Origin of the sequence: Streptomyces flaveolus, from assembly GCF_000716535.1 — a bacterium.
GTDB classification, from domain to species: Bacteria; Actinomycetota; Actinomycetes; order Streptomycetales; family Streptomycetaceae; genus Streptomyces; species Streptomyces flaveolus_A.
This window is the reverse complement of sequence record NZ_JNWV01000023.1, coordinates 165,581-183,618: the sequence shown is the minus strand read 5'-3', so window position 1 is coordinate 183,618 and position 18,038 is coordinate 165,581. Positions and strand designations below refer to the sequence as shown.

The window sequence follows — 18,038 nt, the reverse complement described above, 5'->3', positions numbered from 1 at the left end:
GGCATGACGACGGCCTTCGGCACCTGGCGGCCCGGCGAGGTGGTCCTCGATCTGTACGAGGTACTCGACGACGTGCGCGGCGGCGGGATGGGGGTGGTCCACCGCGTCCGGCACCGCGGCTGGAACGTGGACCTCGCGGTCAAGACGCCCCGCCCGGAGCTGGTCGCCTCCGAGGCGGGCAGACGCCGGTTCGAAGCCGAAGCCGGCACCTGGGTGGGCCTGGGCCTGCACCCGCACACCGTCAACTGCGCCTACGTCCGCACGGTCGACGGCCTGCCCCGAGTGTTCGCCGAGTGGGTCGACGGCGGCAGCCTCGCCGAGGCGATCACCGGCGGCGGCCTCTACGACGGCGGCCCGCGGGCGGCCCTCGCACGCGTGCTGGACGTCGCCGTCCAGACCGCGTGGGGCCTGCAACACGCCCACGACACCGGGCTGGTCCACCAGGACGTCAAGCCCGCCAACGTCATGCTCGAACCCGACGGAACCGCCAAGGTCACCGACTTCGGGCTGGCCGGAGCGCGTCCGGCCGACACCGACGGGGCACCCGCCGCCGCATCCTCCGTCACCTTCGGCGGTATGACGCCGGCCTACTGCTCCCCCGAGCAGGCCCTCGCCGCGGCCGGACGCCGGGAGATCCGGCTGACCCCCGCGACAGACGTGTGGTCGTGGGCGCTGACCGTGCTGGAGATGTTCACCGGCCGCCGTCCGACCCGGTACGGCCAAGCCGCCGCGGAGGTGCTCGAAGCGCTGCTGGACGCCGGTCCGGCCGACCCCCGGGTGCCGCCCATGCCGGCCGCGGTCGTGGGACTGCTGCGCCAGTGCTTCATGACCGACGCGGCGGCGCGGCCGGCCCGGCTGGACGACGCCGCCGGCGTCCTGTGCGACGTGTACGGCGACCTCACCGGCACTCCGTTCCCGCGGCGAGCTCCGGAGGCGGCCGCCCTGCTGGCGGACGGGCTCTCCAACCAGGCGCTGTCCCTGCTCGACCTCGGGCGCACGGAGGAGGCCGAGGCGCGGTGGCGGGAGGCGATGACGGCTGAACCCCACCATCTGATCGCGACCTTCAACTTCGGCCTGCACCGGTGGCGCACCGCGCAGAAGACCGATCTCGACCTCGTCGCCGAGTTGGAGACCGCCCGTGAGATCGGCGGGGACCACGCCCTGGGCACGCGGCTGATCGGTCTGGTCCACCTCGAACGCGACGACCGCGAGCGCGCCGCCGAACTGCTCCGCCCGGCGGCCCCGGGGGAACCGGAGCCGGCCGAGACCGCCGGTGCGCTGGCGGAGTTGACACGCGATCCGGGAAGGCGCCCCGACTTCCTCGCCGGCCACGAGGCCGGCGTGCGCTGCGTGTCGGTGACGGCCGACGGGGGCCTGGTGCTGTCCGGCGACCACCAAGGCGGTCTGCGACTGTGGGACACGGTGAGCGGCCGCTGCCTGCGGGAGCTGACCTCGGAGGGTCCGGGCGTCGTGGCGACCGCCATGGACGCCGGGGGACGGATCGGCCTGGTCGGCCGCGAGCAGGGTCCGCCGGAGGCGTGGGACCTCGCTCGGGGCGAGCGGCTTCCCCTGCCCCAGGGCCCCGTCGCCCCAGGCGTCACGGCGGTCGCGCTCAGCGGTGACGGATCGGTCGGCGCCACCGCTCACGCGGACGGCGCCCTCTGGTTCTGGCACCTGGCCACGGGAGGACTCCTGGGGCCGGTGCAGAGCCAGGTGGAGCGGATGACCGTGCTGCAGCTCAGCGACGACGGCGCCGTCGCCCTGACCGCAGGCGACCTGCGGGACGACAAGATCCGCCTGTGGGACGTCGCCACAGGCGTGTGCGGGGCAGTCCTCACCGAGGCCCGGACCAATCCCCTCCACTCGGCCTGGGGCGGCTTCGTGAGAAGAGCCGCCGTGGCCCCGGGTGCGCGGTACGCCCTGCAGGTGTGGGGCGGGCCGATGGTGCTGTGGGACGTGTGGACGGGCCGGGTCGTCACCCAGGTGCCCCACACCCTGACCGACGTCACGGCGCTCGCCCTCACGCCCGACGGCTCCCTGGCCGTTGTCGGGGGCGACAACCCGCTCCGCGTGGTGCAGACGGCGACCGGCCGCTGCCTGCACACGCTCGACGACGACGAGGCACGGTACCTGCACCACCTGGCGGTGAGCGCCGACGGCCGCCACGCCGTGCTGCCGGTGAGAGGCAGCGGGCAGATCAGGGTGCAACCCCTGCCGGTCCCGGGCTACCGTGCGCCGTGGGCCTACGCCCGGCCCCGGGCCGCCGGTGAACTGTCCGACCACGCGGGGCGGTTCCGGGCGGCGATGCGCCAGGCGGAACGACTCGCGGACGAGGGCCGCCACGCACAGTCGGCCGCGTGTCTGCGCACCGCGCGGGCGGTGCCCGGCCACGCACGGCATCCCGACCTGCTGCACGCGTGGAACGCGCTGGGCCGGCACGGGCGCCGTACCGGACTGCTCGGTGCCTGGCAGACGTTCGACTTCAACGGGCGCGTCGCTCGCCCCTCGGCGTTGGCGTTCGTCGGGGACACGAGCCTGTTCCTCGCCGCGCTGCACGGGGACAGGTTCCTGCTGTGTGACGCCGCCAACGCACGGCAGTACCGTGTGATCGCCTCGACGGCCTCGGCCGACATGGCCCTTCTGATGACCGGCGACGGCACCCGAGCCGTCCTCCACGGCGTCGGAGAGGCCGCCCTGCTCGACCTGCGGGACGACAGGACCGTCACGCTGCTGCACGACGGGATCGAGGCCGTGGCACTGGCCGATGACAGCCCCTGGCTGCTGACCGGTGACGACAGCGGCCATCTGTGCCGCTGGGACATCGAGGACGTGGCGATGCGCCACGACCACGCGATGCCCTCCTTCGCGTTCCGCGCCCACCAGGCGCAGGTGGGTTCGGTCGCGATCAGCCCCGATGGCCGGTACGGCGCGTCGAACGCCTTCGCCGGCGCCGAAGAGGACCGCCGGCGGCGCTACGACCAGGACGAACTGTGCGCGTGGGACCTGGCCTCGGGGGAGTGTCTGTGGCGGCACACCGGGCGCCCGGACCGAGCCCGCCTGCGGTTCACCCCGGACGGCCGGACCCTGCTGGAGTACGACCACTCCGGCGTGCACACCTACGACGCCGCGACCGGCCGCCGGATCCACACGGTGGACGGCCACTACAGCATCAACGCGCTGGTCACCTCCACCGACGGCCGGCGCGCGGTGATCGCCGGATACGGGACCCTGGCCGTCCTCGACCTGGCCACGGGCCGCGTGCTCCAGGAAATGCCCGACCCCGGTCCCATCAACGCCCTCACGCTCACCTCCGACGGCAGGTACGCCCTCGCCGGCCTCGCGCACCAGGAGGTGCACGTGTGGGACCTGGACCAGGCGCGGCGACTGCGCGTCCTGGCAGGACACCGGGAGCAGGTCTTCGGCCTGGCTCTCAGCGCCGACGCCCGCCATCTGCTGGCGGTCGGAGTCGACTCCATGCGCTGCTGGGAACTCGACTGGGACTACGGCTGGTGACATGCCGTCCTCCGTCACCCTGACCCCTCGCGGCGCGCCCGCGGCCTCGGCGCACGTCTTCACCCACCGCACCACCTGCCTGGTCGGCCGGGCGAGCGAGTGCGGGATCCGGCTGGCCCGCACCGAGACGAAAGCCTCCCGGCACCACTGTCTGCTCGACATCAACCCCCCGTACCTGAGCGTGCGGGACCTCGGCAGCCGCAACGGCACCTACGTCAACGGCGAACGGCTGGCACCGGGAGCGGCCGGACGGGACCTGGCCGACGGCGACGAGATCCGCTTCGGCGGCGCCGTACTGCGCGTCTCCGTCCGGGCGGAGGGGCCCGCGGCCTCGCACGCCGACGAGCGGGACCCCGTCGACGCCCTGCACACGCTGCTCGACGCGGCCGACGCCGGAGAGCCGGAACTCACCGGTATCCGCGGCTACCGGCTGCTCCAGGAACTCGGTCGCGGCGGACAGGGCGTCGTCCACCTCGCCCGGAACGAGGAAACCGGTGAACTCCTCGCCCTCAAGACCCTGTTGGCCCACCATGCCGTCGACCCCTCCGCCCGCGACGGCTTCCTGCGCGAGTTCGCCTGTACGCGCGCCCTGCGCCACCCCCACGTCGTCGCCTTCCACGGCGGCGGTGTGCACGGCAGCACCTTCTACTTCACCTGCGAGTTCTGCCGACTGGGCAGCGTCGCCGACCTCGTGGCCCGGGCCGGTGGCAGACTGAGCGTCGACCAGGCGGTGGGTGTGACCCTCCAGGCGCTGCGCGGACTGCACTACGCGCACACGGCGGAGGTGCCGGTACGGCTGGCCGACGGGACCTCGGCGACGCACCGGGGACTGGTGCACCGTGACATCAAACCGCAGAACCTCCTGCTCACGGGGGCCAGGGACCACGCGACCGTCAAGGTCGCCGACTTCGGCCTGTCCAAGGCGTTCGACAGCGCCGGTTTGTCCGGTCACACCCTCACCGGTGCGATGGGCGGCAGCCTGGCCTTCATGCCGCGCGGCCAGGTCGTCGACTTCAAGTACGCGCTGCCGGAAGTCGATCTGTGGGCGATGACGGCCTGTCTGTACTGGATGCTCACCCGTTCGCCCCCACGCGACTTCCCGGCCGGTGCCGATCCGGTCGCCGTCGTCCTGCGCGAGCCGGTCGTGCCCATACGCGACCGGCTGCCGACGCTGCCTCGCCGACTCGCCGCTCTCGTCGACACCGCTCTCGTCGACTCCCCCCGTATCGCCCTCACCACCGCGGCCGACTTGGCGAGCGCCCTCCGCCAAGCGGTCTGAGCGGGTCACCGGGCGCCGCCGGTGCCGCCCCGATGCCGTGTCCGCAGTCGCGCGGCGGACTCGGCATCGGGGCGGCGCTCTCCAGCCGAGGGGCTGGGTGGCCGAGTGGTCAGGGCTGGGCGGCCAGTTGGAAGCTCTGGGCGCCGGAGCCGTCACACGTCCGCTGGGTGAGCTGGACGCTGTCGGCGGCCGTGCCGGACGCGGTCAGGCACTTTCCGCTGTGCCGGGCGGTGAAGTGGTACCGCCCGGTCGCCTCTTTCACCGGCAGCCACTGCTGGTTGGTGCCACCGACGTAGGACCACAGCTGCAACGGCGCGTTGTCGGCTGTGGAACGGTCGACGACGTCGATGACCTGCTGCGGATTGCCCCGAGCGGCGATGCGCGTGTAGCCGCTGTCGGTGGACCGGAACTGGAACTGCTGTGCCGTGGTGGAGTTGCAGGTGTACTGCTGAACGACGGTCCCGTTGGCCGTGCCGGCGGCACGGGCGTCGACACACGTCCCGTTCCCGGCGTTGCGCAGTGTGTACCAGGCGGTCTCGGAGATGCCGTCCGCGGGCGGCTGGGACGATGCCGCTCCGCCCAGCCACTTCAGCCCGTCCAGGATGAACTGGTTCTGCGTGGCGCTGGCGAAGGTGGACGACAGGGCCGTGTTGGTGTCGTAGTTCATCGCGTTGTGGCCGAAGTTCGCGTACAGCATCTTGTACTTGGTGTTCGTCCACAGGATCGGGTAATAGCCGCTGTACCAGGTCTGGTTGGGGTCGGTGCCGAGCGGGAAGCTGCTGGGGTCGATGGAGGCCAGGATCTTGATGTCGGGATTCTGGCGCAGGTCGTTGGACCAGCTGTACCACTCGCTCACCGACGACGTGAAGGTGGCGGGCAGGTTCCGCGTCGAGGGGTGCGTACGGTCCTCCACGCGCAGGACGGCCGTGGTCGGCCCCCAGGTGTTCGAGCGGAAGTTCCCGCTGCCCAGGAACTGGTTGTGGTACCACGGCCAGCTCTGTGCGTCGGTGGTGAAGGCCGAGACGTGGAAGCCCATCCAGGCACCGCCGCCCCGCATGTACTGCTCGAAGCCCGCTCGTTGGGCGGCCGACTGCGGCAGGTCGTCGAGGAAGAGGACCACCTGGTAGTTGTTGACACCACCGTTCGCCAGGAGATCCCAGTTGTTGCTGGCGGTGTAGGTGAAGCCGTTCGCGGCTGCCTGCTGGGGGAACCACTGGTTGGCTTCGCGGACGAAGCTGATGTGCGCGGCATCCCATGTGCCGTTGTACAGAGCCAGTACGCGGAACGGCTCCGCCGCTGCCGCGGCCTGGGCGGGTGGCTGCGCTGTCAGGCTGACCAGCGCCGCGAGGAGAAATGCCAGCCACATGGGGATGCGCGCCGCGCCGGATCTCACCTGTTGCATCCGATGCTCCCTTCTCGGCCGGGCCCGGGACGGGGGCCAGGCATGGACGAAGGCGTTCATGAACGTGAGTGCTGGTCGTATGCGTAGATGCTGTTGGCCCGTGAACCTAAAGGTCTGGACCACAGTCGTCAAGAGTCGGCGGCGCTGCCACGGCCGCCGCGACCCGGTCTTCACCTGAATCCGGAGTCATGGCGGACAGCGCTGGATAGGCTCCTCGAACTCCACCACTCAGGAGGTCACGTGACGGATCGTAAGGATCGCGCCGAGTCGGTCGAATCGATGGAGCAGCTCGCCGTGGTCTGGCGCGCCATGGTGCTCGACCGCGACCCGGATGCCGATGTGCGGGACCTCCCGGGCATCGCCGTCCGCTGGGCGGACTGCCGGTTCGCCTTCTGGAACTGCGTCACCCTGACGGAGGTCGACGCGGACGCGGCGCTGGTCGAGGAGCGCCTGCGTCAGGCGGCGGACATCATGCGCGCGAAGCGGCACCCGGGATTCCTGTGGCTCTTCGAGGACCTCCTCGGCGACGAGGCGCGTGCGGGCGTGCGGACCGCGGCCGAGGGGGCGGGCCTCGAGTACGCCTTCCCCGGCACCGGAATGGCCGGCGATCTCCTCCCCATCCCCGAGCCGACCCACCCGGACCTGACGTTCGTACGCGTGACCACCGAGGAACACCTGCGGGCGTACGCGGACCTGAACTCACGCGCGTACGGCTTCCCGCTGGAGGACGGCCGCGACGGACTCCAGGGATCCGTGCTGTGGAAGCGCCGGGTGTACGCCTACCTGGGGCTGCGGGACGGTGTCCCGGTGGCGTGCGCCGGAACCGTGGAGGCGGCGGGTCGCCTGTTCGTCGTGCTGGTCGCCACCTCGCCGGACTGGCAGCGCAGGGGCTACGGGGAGGCGGTGACGCGAAAGGCCCTGTACGAGGGCTCCCGGGCCACCGGTCTGACCCGCGCGACGCTGCACGCGACCGCCGCGGGAGCGCCGGTGTACCCCCGCATCGGCTTCCAGCCGAACTCGCCGGTGCACTTCTACGCCCTGAAGCGGTGACCGGCCGACCGGGCCGTGTGTCCGCCGCCGGGCGTCAGTCCAGTGCGTCGAGGGCCGTGATGATGTCGGCCGGCTCGGCGCGGGTGGTGTAGTCGGTGTCCACGAAGGCCCAGCGGATGGTGCCCGACCGGTCGATCACGTACGTCGCGGGCAGCGGCAGGGTGCGCGGGTGGCCGTCGTTGACGCGCTGGAGGTCGAAGCCGAGCCTGTCGTAGACGGCGGCGAGGTCGTCGGGGAGGTCGAAGGCGAGGTCGTGCTTCTCGGCGAGGCTGAGGGACTCGTCGGGGATCAGCGGGGATACGGCGACCAGCCGGGCGCCGACGCCCGGGCGCTGAAGAAGACGGTGACCGCCGCACTGGACTCGATCGGCCGGCGACCCGCAGCGTGAGGAGAGCCGCCCCCCCTGTCGGCGTGGGGCGGTTCCGGGCGTGCGTCCAGACGCGTGACCCGGATGGCGTACCGAGGAAATGATTCGGCGGGTGAAATCGGGAGCTGGGCGGCGTATCGGGCCACCGCGATCCGTGAACATGGGCGCGTGCCCGACCGAGCGGACCCGCCGCCCCGGCGGCACAGCTTCTTCCCTCCCGCACCCCACGAGGAGTTCGTCGTGCGTGTCCGTCGTCAGCTCACCAGTGCCCTCGGTTCCTTCGCCCTCGCGTTCGCCTTCCTGGGCGCCGGCACCGCCACCGCGACCCCGGCGGCCGCCGATCCGTGCGGCTTCTACGAGACCGGCTCCGACGCCTACTACAACCACTGCACCTCCGACGGCTCCCACGTGGTGATCAAGGTCGAGGTGGCCCTGGCGCCCGACTACGAGCGGTGCGTGGCCCCGGGCAGGAGCTGGCTGGGCTCCGCCGACAAGATCCAGGGCGCCCACTACGTGGGCCGTACCTGCTGACCGCTGGGCGTCACTCCCGCAGCCGACCGGGGCCGCCCCTTCGTTCCGGGGCGTCCCGGTGTTCTCCGAGTGCACCGGCATTGTCCTGTGCGTGCACTCTTGCGCGGGTACCGGCGGACGTGCCACGGCAAGGACGGCAGCCCTTCCGTGCGCCCGGGGACCAGGGCGGTGCGCTGTGAGGCAATCGCCCCGGCGTTTTCCCGCCTCCGCGGGCCGCCGACACGTCCGTACCGCCCTCTCCAGGCAGCTCCCGAGGCCTCCGGCCGGGCCGTCCGCATCTTGTCGAACATTTGAGCCGCCCCTTCCACGGCTTGTAGAAAGGCCGAGTCAGAGGGAGGGAGACGCCATGGCCGAGCGGCGACTGCGAGTCCGGGTGGGCAGCGACGCGCTGCAGGAACTGATCGAGGAACTCGCGGAACGGCTGGAGCGGTCCGTGGTCGTCGACGACCCCCTGGTGCGGCTCATCTGCTCCAGCCAGCACTTCGGCGACGAGGACCCGGTCCGGATACGCAGCCTGCTGCGGGGCCGGGCCGACGACGAGATCATCCGGTACGTCCTCGACCAGGGCGTGGCCGGCTGGCCGAAACCCGGCTTCATCGAGGGCCGCGACGACCTGGGGCTGCTCACCCGCTACTGCGTTCCGCTGCGCGACCGCGGCGAACTGCTCGGCCTGCTGATGGTCGTCGCGCCCGAGGGAACGCTCACCCGCGAGGAGACCGACACTGTCGCGGGGGCAGTGCCGGCGATCACCGCCCAGCTCCGCGCGGACCAACTCGCCGCCACCGCCGGCCAGGCGGACCTGCACGAGACACTGCACTCGCTCTTCGGCACCGGTGAGGCGGCCCGCGCCACGGCGCGTCGGCAGATCCTGGACGGAGGCGTTCTGCCCGACGCCCCGCACGCGGTGGTGAGCGTCGTCCAGGTCTCCCGCTCGGTGGAGCCGCCAGGGCAGGTGGAGATCGCGCTGCGCGCGTCCCTGGAGCGGTTCGTGCACACCCGCTCGGCGGACGGCGTCATGGCCGCCACGCCGGACGGCGCGGTCCTCCTCCAGGTCTCGGCCCGGCCGTTGACCGCGCAGGAACTGGAGGACCAGGCCACGGCCGTCCGGGAGGCCCTCGCCGCCTACCTGGACGCCTCCGCCGCCCCCGTCCTCGGCATCGGCGGCACCCACGACGGCCTGGCCGACGCCTGGACCTCGCACGCGCAGGCCCTGGTCGCGGCACGTGCCGCGCGCAGGCTGCCCCACCTCAAGGGCGTCGGCGCATGGGAATCGCTGGGCGAACTCGCCGTACTCCTCCAGGTGCCCGACCACGCCCTGACCCCGTCACTCCTGCCCACGCCGCTGCGCCGGCTGCTGGACGGCCCCGGCGGACAGCGCCTGGAGGAGACGCTGCGGTGCTTCCTCGAACACGCCGGGTCGATCCCGCGCACGGCCGAAGCCCTGCAGATCCACCGCACCTCGCTCTACTACCGGCTGCGTCAGATCCAGGAGATCACCGGCCTCGACCTGGACAGCGGCGGTGACCGGCTGGTCCTGCACCTGGGCCTGCGCACCCTGGAACTGCTCCAGGCGGATACCGAGCCCCTGCCCGCCGTATGACCGGGTCGCCCGCCGGCGCACGAGAGCGCGGGACGGCGCCGGTGCCGGGCCGATCCGGGCCCGCCCTACAGAGTGACGGAACGCGCGCCGGCCGATTACTACGCGGCGCCGGGGTGCGGTAGCGGCCCCCTACAGAATGACGAAGAATTCGCCGGCCGATCACTACGGAGCGCGGTGGTGCGCGAGGTGTCGGCCGACACAGAATTTCCGTATGCGGGAGCCGGTCCTGAGGCCGGCCCCGTGAAACAAAGCCGTAACCCGCCGCCGCGGAGCACGTCGTGGCGCGGAGTGCGAGAAGGAGTTGACGTGGGGGCCGTGGACCAGCTGACGACCGGCGACGGAGTACGCCTGGTGTACCAGGACAGCGGGGGAGAGGGATTCCCTCTGGTCATGCTGCACGGCTGGGGCCAGACGCAGGAGATGTTCCGTCATCAGGTACGCGGACTTTCCCCCGCGCACCGCGTCATCACTCTGGACTTCCGGGGACACGGGGTGTCCGACAAGCCGTACCACGGTTATCGCATCGCTCGTTTCGCGGCCGATGTGCTGCACCTCGTCGACCACTTGGGACTCGACCGGTTCGACGCCCTGGGCTGGTCGATGGGGGCCTCGGTGTGGTGGAGCTTCGTCGACCAGTACGGCACCGGTCGTATCCGGAGTCTCGTCGCCGTGGACCAGCCCGCGGCCGTCGCCGCGGTGCCGTGGATGTCGGCCGAGGAGCAACAGCAGTCGGGTGCCATCTTCGACGTGGCCGGTCTTGTCGCCCTCGGCGCGGAGCTCGCCGGTCCGGGCGGTGAACAGGCACGATACGAGTTCGTCCGCGGCATGTTCTCCGGCGACCCCGACCCCGCGATCCTCGCCTTCGTGGCCGAGCAGATCCGGGCCACCCCCGCCCACGCGGGAGTGCCCCTGCTCTTCGACCACTGTGCCCAGGACTGGCGGGACGTGCTGCCCCGTATCGATGTGCCGACGCTGGTCATCGGATGCGACGGCAGCCATGTCCACCCGCGGTCGCAGCAGTTCGTCGCCCAGCGGATCCCGGGCGCGCGGCTGCATGTCTTCCCGACCACGGTGGCCAACTCGCACTTTCCCTTCCTGGAGAATCCGCCGGCCTTCAACGACGTCGTCGGCGCATTCCTCTCCGAGCAGCCGGATCCGGTGGATCACGCTGCCGTGAATGTCTGAATCCGCTCTTCTCCCCGAAGAACTGAACAATGAAAAGGAAACGACGGGAGCCCGATGTGACCCGGTCGATCACCCCTGCCATGCCCGAAACCCCCGAACGCCAGTCGTCCATCACGTCCCCGGGAAATGATTCAGGCCCTTTCATCAACCTGCCCTGGCCGACCGCCGGCGACGACGACCACCTTTACCTGGCCGTCAACGTCTCCGACGAGACGGTGATTCTCCCGCATGACTCCCTCCTGCAACTGGAGCCCGGTGACATCGTCATCGGCGCCGCCCCCCGACCCGACCTCCTTTCCCGTGGCGAGAACCTGGCCCTCTTCCGGATCCCCCTGTGCCTGCTCGACGCGTCGGCGGCCGACCTGGGTGCGGTCGCGCACACCCACCTCAGCGGTGGGAGCGGCCTGGCGTCGCTGGTCTCGCAGTTCCTGACCGCCCTCGCCCGAACGCCGCGCCACCAGCGCCTGACCGGCGGCCGGCGCCTGGCTCTGAACACGGCCGACCTCGTGGCCCTCCTCGTCGGGGACGTCCTTCGGACGCGCGGACCGCGCTCCGCCCCCGGGAGCCACGAGATGCTGGCGCGGATCCAGCGGCACATCCAGGACAACCTCATGGACCCGGACCTCGCGCCCGAATCGATCGCCCGGGCACACCACATCTCGGTGCGCTACCTGCACAAGCTCTTCCAGTCCGGCGGCACCACCGTGAGCGCCTGGATACGGCAGCGCAGGCTCGACGCCTGCCGCGCCGAACTGCGCGCGCGGCGCCGTACCGTGGCCGCCGTGGCCCACAGCTGGGGCTTCGCCAGCCCCTCCCACTTCAGCCGCCTCTTCCGGCAGACCTACGGCATCACCCCCAAGGAGTGGCAGGCCACCGCGTCCTCCGACGCCTGAGCCCCACCAGCCACGGCCCCACGCACCCGCGGCCCGCCTTTAGGCACCTCCCGCCGCCGACGCCCCCGGATCCCCCCACCGCCCACGAGGCCACCATGCGAAGCCGTCGAGGCCGCCGGGCACGCCGGCGCCCCCCCTCGCCGGCACACCCGTGAACCGGGAAGGAACCCCGCCATGCCCCCCACCCCCACCGTCGTCCTGGTCCACGGAGCCTTCGCCGACACGGCGATCTGGTTCGGCGTCGTCGCCGAGCTGCACAGCCGCGGCATCCCGGTCGTCGCGCCGCCGAATCCACTGCGCGGCCTCGCCGCCGACGCCGCGCACATCGCGTCGGTCGCCGCTCAGATCGACGGTCCTGTCGTCCTGGTCGGGCATTCCTACGGCGGTGCGGTGATCACCGTCGCGGGCACCACCGACAACGTCGTCGCCCTGGTCTACGTGGCCGCCTATGTGGTGGAGGAGGGGGAGAGCCTCGGCGAACTGCGGGACCGTTTCCCGGACACCGCACCGGCGGGCGACCTCCAGCGGTGGAGCTACCCCGCCCCCGACGGTGGTGAGGGCGTCGAGGTCACCCTCAGCGTGGAGGCGTTCGCGACGGTGTTCGCCGCCGATGTCTCCGCCCGGGTCGCCGAGGTGCTGGCCTCCTGTCAACCTCCGCTGGCCCTGGCCGCCTTCGAGGAGAGGGCCACTGCCGCCGCGTGGCGGACCAAGCCCTCGTGGGCCTTGGTGGCCGGCGCGGACCAGGTGATCGCTCCGGAGGTGGAGCGCTTCGGTGCCGCGCGGGCCGGAGCGAAGGTGGTCGAGATCGACGGTGCCTCGCACGCCGTCACGCTCTCGCAGCCCACGGCCGTGGCCCGGCTCATCCGCGACGCCGTCCACGCGGTGAGCTGACCCCGTACGCATCCGCTGACCCCCCCGCGCGCACCCCCCGCACGAGACCGCAGCCGAAAGGAAGGACCAGTCGATGACGACGCAGCTCAAGCCGCTTCTGCGGACGTGGGAATGGCAGGCCGAGGGGGCCTGCCGGGGCATGGACAGCTCGGTGTTCTTCTCACCGCCCGGTGAGCGGGGATCCGCGCGGCGCCGGCGTGAACAGAGAGCGCAGGAGATCTGCCGCTACTGCCCGGTGCGCGTTCCGTGCGCCGGCTTCGCCGCGGCGTCCGACCAGCGGTACGGCGTGTGGGGCGGTCGCACGGAGGCCGAACGCCGCGCCGGCCCCGGGTCCCCGGACGCCGCGAACCCCTGAACCCCTCGACCTCAGTGCCCCCTTCTCGTCGGCGCCGGGAGCGGCCTCGACCGGCCGGGGTGCCCGGGAAGCCCCGGGCACCCCGGCGGTGGGTCAGATCACCGGACGACGACCGAGGTGCCGGCCGTGACACCGCCGGCGGTCACCGAGACGGTGACGGTGCCGGGGCGGTGGGCGGTCAGGGCGCCGGTGGCGGGATCCACCGAGGCGACCTTGGGGTCGCTCGACGTCCAGACGTGGGAGGCCGGGTCCGCGATCGGGATCGTGAGCGGTGCGATGTTGTCGCCGCCGATCTGCTCGCCCGTGGCGGTCAGGGTGATGTGGTCGCCCTTGGCGACAGGGTCCTTCGGACCGTGGACCGTGATCGACGCGAGCGCGGGCTCCACGGTGTACTGAAGGTCACCGTCGTCACCGATCCGGATCAGACCGAAGTGGTAGATGCCGCCCTGGTCGGCCGGGGCGTAGGCCGGCATGCCGAGGTCGGCGAAGGTGAACTGCGGGATGCCGCCCTCCTCGGTGGTCACGCTCCGGCCCTCGGGATCGAGGATCTGCTCGGCGAAGCCGCGGGCGTGACCGTACATCATGATCACGTGCTGCTTCGGGTGCGTCTGCTGGTAGCGCTGCACCAGCCGCAGATACATGCGGGCCTCCCAGCGGTCCGTGAACTGGCTGTTCGCGGCCGGGTGCGGGTCGTAGGCGGGCATGTGCGTGACGACCAGTACGTCCTTGGCGGTGGTGTCCGTCAACTGCTGGACCAGCCAGGGGTACTGGGCGCCCTCCGGGTCCTGGAACGGGTCCGAGGACTGCAGGCTTCCGTGCGAGTTGTCCGTGACGATCAGCCGCGCCGCGCCCTGGGTGTAGGCGTAGTGGGTGTCGCCGAAGGTGTCACTGTAGTTGCCGTTCTCGGCGTCGGCGCCCTGGGTGATCTCGTGGTTGCCGACGATGTCACGCTCGGGAACGCCGAGCGCGTCCATCTTCGACTTGGCGAACCGCAGATCCGCGAGCTTGCCGTCGTCCGCCATGTCGCCCAGGAACTGGGCGGCGTCCGGCCGGGCCTGCGGGGTGAGCTCGGGCAGCCGCTCGGCGACGGAGTCCATCACGTTGCTGCTCACCGACCCGGGGTCGGAGGCGAGCAGATGGGCGTCGTCACCGGTGAGGAGAGTGGTGCCGCGCTTCGCGAAGTCCGCGGAGTCCTCCTCGAAGGACAGCCACTCGGGGTTCTTCGGGACGGCGTGGTACTCGGGCGCTGTGACGGGCCGCGGAGAGTACAGGGCCTGCAGACCCGCGACGTTGAGCGAGCCGCTGTAGGCGGTGCTCGGGCTGATGGCCAGGAAGTCGATGAAGCTGATGGTCAGCGGGAACTGCATGCCGGCGGGCAGCTGGGCCACCGCCAGGTGCCAGTCCTTCCAGGTGACGTACGTCGGGTAGAGCGTGGTCGAGGATCCGTTGACGCCGATGTACTTCTCGGCGAGCTCGATGCCGTTGCCGTCACCCTTGATCCACACACCGATGCCGGTGGGGACCTGGCCGTTGTTCGTGTCGGTCTTCAGGGTGGTCTTCGGGGAGAGCACCAACTGCTTCACGCCGGACCCGGCCGGCATCGAGTAGTCCAGCCTCAGCGATCCCGACTCGTCGGACCCCGGCGGGACGACGCCCGGGTCGGCGGTCAGGGTGGCGGGCTTGCCGGTGGAGTTGTTGCTGAGCCGCCAGACGTCCAGGCTGGTCATCGGGTCGATGACCTTGTGGACGCTGCCGACGGCGATCGACGCGGTGCTGGTGGCGCCCGCGACCGTCGCGGTCACCTCGGCGAGCCCGCCCTCGTCGGCGTCGGCGGTGAACAGGCCGTGGGCGTCGACGCTGCCGAGGCCCGCCGGGTTCACCTTCCAGGTCGCCGCCTCGGCGGGGATCCGCACCTGGTCGCCGTCCTTGTCGGTGGCCGACAGGGTGAGCTGCTGGGTGGCGCCGTTGTCGAGGTCGGCCTTGTCGGGCGAGACCGTGAGGGTCTTCAGCTTGCCGACGACCTCCAGCTTCGCGGAGGCGGAGGCCGTGCCGTCGGAGGCGATGATCCGGCCCGTGCCGGTGCGGCGCGGGGTCAGCACGCCGTTGTCGTACGTGGCGAGGTCTGAGGGTTCGACGCGGACCCGCACGTGCCCGGCCGCCGGGTTGGCGAACCGGTCGACGGCGTACACCGGCAGCGGGACGGAGCCGCCGGCGACGGTGGTGAGCGTCTTGCCGCCGTTGACGACGACCTTGTCGGCCGGTCCGGGCTGCTTGGCGGTGGAGTAGAAGAAGATGCCGTTGGCGACCGGGCGTTCGGTGTTGCCGGGCAGGTCGGACGGCGTGTTGACGACCTCGGCCCGGCCGGCCCCGGGGGCACGGCTGACCATGGTGGTGGAGCCACCGCCGTCGAACAGCATGGCGGTCCAGGCGCCGTGGGCGACCATGTAACCGGCGACCTCGTCCCGCGTCACGCCGAAGGCCGTGGCAGCGCCGCCATGGCCGTCGACGGCGACGACGACCGCGTGCTTGCCGTCCTTGGTGATGCCGACGGCCGTCTCCGGGTTGGCGCCGCTCGGCGGGGTGCCGGTCGGGTCCCGGTAGACCTTGCCGTCCTTGACCAGGGTGTCGACACCGCTGATCAGCTCGGTGACATCGTTGTCGGGAGAGAGGTGGGTGGCGATGCCCACCTTGTCACCGGAGTGCAGGCTGTCGGTGAGCCACTGCCCGCCGTCGCCGGCGCCGAGCAGGCCGAGCCGGCCGGAGGTCAACCGCGGCACGGTGGTCACCCCGGTCTGCACACTGTCGACGACGAAGCCGCCGTCCGTGGCCCGGCCGAGCACCAGCGTGGACGGCTTGGCCAGGTCCGGGGTCTCGCCGAGATCGGGGGTGACCTCGGTGATGCCACCGGTCGACACGTCGTTCACCGTGTTCACCGAGGCGAGCGAGCGGGTCGCGGAGCCGGCGGTGATCGTTCCGGAGAACGTCTCCGGGCCCATCACCATGGTGCCGTCGGGCTTCACGCCCAACTGGGAGGCGAAACCCGGCTTGGGGCTCTTCAGCACGCGCCCGTCGGAGACGATGCCGCCGAGCGGGCGTCCACTGGCGTGGATCTCGAAGTAGTCGCCGTTGACGCCGGCCACCGCGCCGGTGCGACGGGCCATCGAGGACGGCGTCTCGTCCGCCGGGTTGGTGAGGGTGTCGCCGGCCTCCACCATCCCGACCCGGAGGTTCGGATCGGTCAGGTCGGCCGTGAGCACCTGCATGTGCTGGCGACCGCCGACGGTGTCGTAGGTCTCGCTGTAGTGCCGCAGACCACGGGTGACGGTCTCGTCCGGCGTACGGGTGTGGTCCACCACCACGGGCCAGTTCTGCGGTGTGTCCGGCAGCCAGTCAGGCTGGGCCGTGTGCCGGGGCGCCGCCGTGTCGTCGGCGGAACCGAAGGCGGTTCCCGCCCCGCCCACGGCGCCGGCGAGCGTCAGCGCCAGCGCCGCCGCCACCGCGGTACGGCGTGAGCCGGCCGCCAGGGGTCTCTTGTTACGAAGTGTCATCACGCGTTTCCTAGAGGAGTGCGCCGATGGTCATCGACGCCCACGACCACCGCACACCGGCTCGGCGGAGCACAGGTGTCCGGACCCCGTGGCGAAGATGACCATCAGGAGCGCGTCCACGGACCGGCGGTCACGCGGCGTTCACCATCGACGTGCGTGGGCGCTGTCGTCCCGTGTGGCATGAGCGTGTAGACGGTGGGCCTGTCGGTGTTTCGGCCGGGATCGTTGTTGCCGTCGGGCATACTCCGCGCTCTCCGCACCGCGCAGGGGGCAGCTCCGACCCACAGGCCCGGCTGTCGGAACCGCCCCGCCGTACCCACCCGGCGACGGCTCTCCCAGATGCACGACGCGGTCCGCACCGCAAGGATCGCTTGTGAGGCGTGCGTGCTCCGTGAGGCTGTGCGGCGCGCGCACCCACCCGTCATCGGTTGCTCGGCGGCTGTCCGAGCTGGGGGTAACGCCCGTTTCGGCGCTCCAATCGGATCATTGCCATGTTGATCAAACGCATCCTGAACCGTTCGCCTCATTCCACGCAATCGGCGGCGCACCCCACCGCCACGGCGCCCACGGCGGCCGCCACCGGGCCGGTGGTGACCGCGGCCGACTGCGGCCTGCTGCTCCTCCGACTGACCTTCGGCCTGTTCATGGCCGCGCACGGAGCTCAGAAAGTCTTCGGTCTCTTCGGAGGCGGTGGTCTGACCGCGACCGGCAGGGCCTTCGAAGCCCTGGGTTATCGCCCGGGGAAGATTTTCGCCGTGATCGGGGGTCTGTCGGAGCTTCTCGGCGGTCTCGGTCTGGCCCTGGGGCTGCTGACCCCGCTCGCGGCTGCCGCCCTGATCGGCGTCATGATCAACGCGATGGTCACGGTGACCGCCGCCCACGGAGTGTGGGACTCGGACGGCGGTGTGGAGTACAACGTGGCGATCGCCGTCGCCGCCCTGGCCGTCGCCGCCATCGGACCCGGCCGGCTGTCCGCCGACCGCTTCTTCCCCTGGGGCAGGGGCGGCTGGGCGGAGGCCGCCGTCGCCCTCGGCCTGGGCGGTGTCGGCGCTGCGCTCTCTCTCAGCGTCTAGGCCGATACGGCCGCGTGGACCGCCTCTGCCGGGGGTGAACAGGCCATGCGGGCGCAGCGCAGACCTTTCCGGTCCCTGCCCCGGACAGGAAAACGGACCGGCAGCCGGACGCCCGAAGGCACGGGCGCCCCAGACCGCCGTCCGGCAGGCGAAGACGGGCAAGGCGGCAGCCGCACATAGACCCTGCGGACGTGACGACGACATACGTGGCGGACGGTATGAAGATCACAACGTTGGTGGACTTCTGGCGGATCATCGGCGAGGCGGCCAACGGCCACGAGGCGTCCCGCACACACCTGGGCCATGCGGAGACCGCTCGCCAACTGGAGATCCGTCTCTCGCGCCGCCATC

The 18,038-nt window shown here is 71.6% G+C and carries 13 protein-coding genes; 10 read left to right on the top strand and 3 right to left on the bottom strand.

Annotation, left to right across the window (positions count from 1 at the left end):
• Positions 1 to 3 precede the first annotated feature (3 nt).
• A complete protein-coding gene (locus tag OO52_RS25460) occupies positions 4 to 3,513 on the top strand; it encodes a WD40 repeat domain-containing serine/threonine protein kinase (protein ID WP_030646170.1) in 3,510 nt (1,169 codons plus the stop codon).
• A gap of 1 nt (position 3,514) precedes the next feature.
• Positions 3,515 to 4,792: a protein kinase domain-containing protein gene (locus OO52_RS25455; protein ID WP_030646168.1), complete on the top strand. Its 1,278-nt coding sequence runs from the start codon at positions 3,515 to 3,517 to the stop codon at positions 4,790 to 4,792.
• A 109-nt stretch (positions 4,793 to 4,901) separates the two neighbouring features.
• Here OO52_RS25455 and OO52_RS25450 read toward each other — a convergent pair whose 3' ends face one another.
• Complete coding sequence (locus OO52_RS25450) at positions 4,902 to 6,194, bottom strand: ThuA domain-containing protein (protein WP_030646166.1); 1,293 nt, start codon at positions 6,192 to 6,194, stop codon at positions 4,902 to 4,904.
• A gap of 279 nt (positions 6,195 to 6,473) precedes the next feature.
• On the opposite strand from OO52_RS25450, the gene OO52_RS25445 reads away from it, so the two are divergent.
• Positions 6,474 to 7,244 carry a GNAT family N-acetyltransferase gene (locus tag OO52_RS25445; protein ID WP_030646164.1) on the top strand — a complete coding sequence of 257 codons (771 nt, stop codon included), beginning with the start codon at positions 6,474 to 6,476 and terminating at the stop codon, positions 7,242 to 7,244.
• Between the two features lie 34 nt (positions 7,245 to 7,278).
• Here the strand turns inward: OO52_RS25445 and OO52_RS52985 are convergent, their stop codons facing one another.
• Entirely contained in the window at positions 7,279 to 7,773 is a 495-nt protein-coding gene (locus OO52_RS52985; RefSeq protein ID WP_234339693.1) for a redoxin domain-containing protein, read from the bottom strand.
• A 78-nt stretch (positions 7,774 to 7,851) separates the two neighbouring features.
• Here OO52_RS52985 and OO52_RS25435 point away from each other — a divergent pair, with 78 nt between their 5' ends.
• The 6 genes from OO52_RS25435 (at position 7,852) to OO52_RS25410 (ending at position 13,066) form a co-directional block, all read left to right on the top strand.
• Positions 7,852 to 8,142, top strand: a complete 291-nt coding sequence (locus OO52_RS25435; protein ID WP_030646160.1) for a DUF6355 family natural product biosynthesis protein — start codon at positions 7,852 to 7,854, stop codon at positions 8,140 to 8,142.
• Positions 8,143 to 8,488: 346 nt separating this feature from the next.
• Entirely contained in the window at positions 8,489 to 9,742 is a 1,254-nt protein-coding gene (locus OO52_RS25430; RefSeq protein WP_030646159.1) for a PucR family transcriptional regulator, read from the top strand.
• A gap of 315 nt (positions 9,743 to 10,057) precedes the next feature.
• The gene (locus tag OO52_RS25425; protein WP_234339691.1) at positions 10,058 to 10,927 is read left to right on the top strand and encodes an alpha/beta fold hydrolase; all 870 of its coding nucleotides are present in this window, start codon (positions 10,058 to 10,060) and stop codon (positions 10,925 to 10,927) included.
• 80 nt (positions 10,928 to 11,007) lie between these two features.
• Positions 11,008 to 11,820, top strand: a complete 813-nt coding sequence (locus OO52_RS25420; RefSeq protein WP_234337809.1) for a helix-turn-helix domain-containing protein — start codon at positions 11,008 to 11,010, stop codon at positions 11,818 to 11,820.
• A gap of 174 nt (positions 11,821 to 11,994) precedes the next feature.
• Positions 11,995 to 12,711 carry an alpha/beta fold hydrolase gene (locus OO52_RS25415; RefSeq protein ID WP_030646155.1) on the top strand — a complete coding sequence of 239 codons (717 nt, stop codon included), beginning with the start codon at positions 11,995 to 11,997 and terminating at the stop codon, positions 12,709 to 12,711.
• Between the two features lie 73 nt (positions 12,712 to 12,784).
• Positions 12,785 to 13,066, top strand: a complete 282-nt coding sequence (locus tag OO52_RS25410) for a WhiB family transcriptional regulator (protein WP_030646154.1) — start codon at positions 12,785 to 12,787, stop codon at positions 13,064 to 13,066.
• Positions 13,067 to 13,164: 98 nt separating this feature from the next.
• On the opposite strand, the gene OO52_RS25405 is transcribed toward OO52_RS25410, so the two are convergent.
• Complete coding sequence (locus OO52_RS25405; protein WP_037670914.1) at positions 13,165 to 16,614, bottom strand: phosphodiester glycosidase family protein; 3,450 nt, start codon at positions 16,612 to 16,614, stop codon at positions 13,165 to 13,167.
• Positions 16,615 to 17,105: 491 nt separating this feature from the next.
• Here OO52_RS25405 and OO52_RS25400 point away from each other — a divergent pair, with 491 nt between their 5' ends.
• Positions 17,106 to 17,687, top strand: coding sequence for a DoxX family membrane protein (locus OO52_RS25400; RefSeq protein WP_030646153.1), 582 nt, complete (start codon positions 17,106 to 17,108; stop codon positions 17,685 to 17,687).
• Positions 17,688 to 18,038 lie beyond the last annotated feature (351 nt).

What these genes read in the sequence shown, in the direction of transcription:
- OO52_RS25460 (WP_030646170.1), top strand. Translation starts at nt 4, where the DNA reads ATGACGACGGCCTTCGGCACCTGGCGGCCCGGCGAGGTGGTCCTCGAT.
- OO52_RS25455 (WP_030646168.1), top strand. Translation starts at nt 3,515, where the DNA reads ATGCCGTCCTCCGTCACCCTGACCCCTCGCGGCGCGCCCGCGGCCTCG.
- OO52_RS25415 (WP_030646155.1), top strand. Translation starts at nt 11,995, where the DNA reads ATGCCCCCCACCCCCACCGTCGTCCTGGTCCACGGAGCCTTCGCCGAC.
- OO52_RS52985 (WP_234339693.1), bottom strand. Translation starts at nt 7,773, where the DNA reads ATGTTCACGGATCGCGGTGGCCCGATACGCCGCCCAGCTCCCGATTTC.
- OO52_RS25430 (WP_030646159.1), top strand. Translation starts at nt 8,489, where the DNA reads ATGGCCGAGCGGCGACTGCGAGTCCGGGTGGGCAGCGACGCGCTGCAG.
- OO52_RS25410 (WP_030646154.1), top strand. Translation starts at nt 12,785, where the DNA reads ATGACGACGCAGCTCAAGCCGCTTCTGCGGACGTGGGAATGGCAGGCC.
- OO52_RS25420 (WP_234337809.1), top strand. Translation starts at nt 11,008, where the DNA reads ATGCCCGAAACCCCCGAACGCCAGTCGTCCATCACGTCCCCGGGAAAT.
- OO52_RS25450 (WP_030646166.1), bottom strand. Translation starts at nt 6,194, where the DNA reads ATGCAACAGGTGAGATCCGGCGCGGCGCGCATCCCCATGTGGCTGGCA.
- OO52_RS25445 (WP_030646164.1), top strand. Translation starts at nt 6,474, where the DNA reads ATGGAGCAGCTCGCCGTGGTCTGGCGCGCCATGGTGCTCGACCGCGAC.
- OO52_RS25405 (WP_037670914.1), bottom strand. Translation starts at nt 16,614, where the DNA reads ATGACACTTCGTAACAAGAGACCCCTGGCGGCCGGCTCACGCCGTACC.
- OO52_RS25400 (WP_030646153.1), top strand. Translation starts at nt 17,106, where the DNA reads ATGTTGATCAAACGCATCCTGAACCGTTCGCCTCATTCCACGCAATCG.